This is a genomic window from Bacillus marinisedimentorum (assembly GCF_001644195.2).
Taxonomy (GTDB): domain Bacteria; phylum Bacillota; class Bacilli; order Bacillales; family Bacillaceae_O; genus Bacillus_BL; species Bacillus_BL marinisedimentorum.
Map to the genome: position 1 here is coordinate 1 of NZ_LWBL02000090.1, position 1,248 is coordinate 1,248.

Genomic DNA, 1,248 nt, shown 5'->3' on the forward strand with positions numbered 1-1,248 from the left:
AAAATCAACGCACTGCTTGCTTGCATGAAGTTATCCAGTTTTCAGGGAATGACCTCAAAAGTTATCCTTGCAATTCAGCGTAATCTCTGTATAATATATCTTGTTCCTTGTTGAACGTTTTATTTTACATAGAATGATTGCTGTTTGAATAGGAAGGTTCGGAATCATCACGAGATGATCGCGAACCCTCATAAATTGTCCGGTGGCAATGGCGGAGAGGATACACCCGTTCCCATCCCGAACACGGAAGTTAAGCTCTCCAGCGCCGATGGTAGTTGGGGGCCGTCCCCCTGCGAGAGTAGGACGCCGCCGGGCAATATTGAATATTGGAGGATTAGCTCAGCTGGGAGAGCACCTGCCTTACAAGCAGGGGGTCGGCAGTTCGATCCTGTCATCCTCCACCATGTGCCGGTCTAGCTCAATTGGTAGAGCAACTGACTTGTAATCAGTAGGTTGGGGGTTCAAGTCCTCTGGCCGGCACCATTTCGAGCCATTAGCTCAGTTGGTAGAGCATCTGACTTTTAATCAGAGGGTCGGAGGTTCGAGTCCTCCATGGCTCACCATTTTCATATTGCGGGTGTGGCGGAATTGGCAGACGCACTAGACTTAGGATCTAGCGCCTTTGGCGTGGGGGTTCAAGTCCCTCCACCCGCATTATATATTGCGGAAGTAGTTCAGTGGTAGAACACCACCTTGCCAAGGTGGGGGTCGCGGGTTCGAATCCCGTCTTCCGCTCCACCAATTTTACAGGCTTGCCGGGGTGGTGGAATTGGCAGACACACAGGACTTAAAATCCTGCGGTAGGTGACTACCGTGCCGGTTCGAGTCCGGCCCTCGGCACCATTAGCGCCCGTAGCTCAATTGGATAGAGCGTCTGACTACGGATCAGAAGGTTAGGGGTTCGACTCCTCTCGGGCGCGCCATAGAACTTCACATTATACCGGGAAGTGGCTCAGCTTGGTAGAGCACCTGGTTTGGGACCAGGGGGTCGCAGGTTCAAATCCTGTCTTCCCGACCATTTATATGGGGCCTTAGCTCAGCGACGAGCAAAACAACCCCGAATATGCTGCGGGTTGTCTCAACGCATTCACATCCTCGATTCCAGAGGAAGAGACAGGGACTTCACAACCTAAACTGTGAACACTAAATAACCATTATACTGGGGCCTTAGCTCAGCTGGGAGAGCGCCTGCTTTGCACGCAGGAGGTCAGCGGTTCGATCCCGCTAGGCTCCACCAATTTTTTTAGA

The 1,248-nt window shown here is 51.9% G+C and carries 9 tRNA genes and 1 rRNA gene; all 10 read left to right on the forward strand.

The annotated features are described in order from the left end of the window. The first annotated feature begins 198 nt into the window (after nucleotides 1–198). The 10 genes from rrf (at nucleotide 199) to A4U59_RS20665 (ending at nucleotide 1,237) form a co-directional block, all read left to right on the forward strand. Nucleotides 199–315, forward strand: a 5S ribosomal RNA gene (gene rrf / locus A4U59_RS20620). A 13-nt stretch (nucleotides 316–328) separates the two neighbouring features. Then, nucleotides 329–404: transfer RNA gene (locus A4U59_RS20625), tRNA-Val, on the forward strand. 3 nt (nucleotides 405–407) lie between these two features. After that, nucleotides 408–483: transfer RNA gene (locus A4U59_RS20630), tRNA-Thr, on the forward strand. 4 nt (nucleotides 484–487) lie between these two features. Further along, nucleotides 488–563, forward strand: a tRNA-Lys gene (locus A4U59_RS20635). Nucleotides 564–573: 10 nt separating this feature from the next. Further along, nucleotides 574–654, forward strand: a tRNA-Leu gene (locus A4U59_RS20640). 9 nt (nucleotides 655–663) lie between these two features. Next, nucleotides 664–738: transfer RNA gene (locus A4U59_RS20645), tRNA-Gly, on the forward strand. A gap of 16 nt (nucleotides 739–754) precedes the next feature. Beyond that, nucleotides 755–843 (forward strand) — tRNA-Leu (locus tag A4U59_RS20650). Between the two features lie 3 nt (nucleotides 844–846). Continuing rightward, nucleotides 847–923: transfer RNA gene (locus A4U59_RS20655), tRNA-Arg, on the forward strand. A gap of 18 nt (nucleotides 924–941) precedes the next feature. After that, a tRNA-Pro gene (locus tag A4U59_RS20660) sits at nucleotides 942–1,018 on the forward strand. A 143-nt stretch (nucleotides 1,019–1,161) separates the two neighbouring features. Continuing rightward, nucleotides 1,162–1,237: transfer RNA gene (locus tag A4U59_RS20665), tRNA-Ala, on the forward strand. Nucleotides 1,238–1,248: the final 11 nt, after the last annotated feature.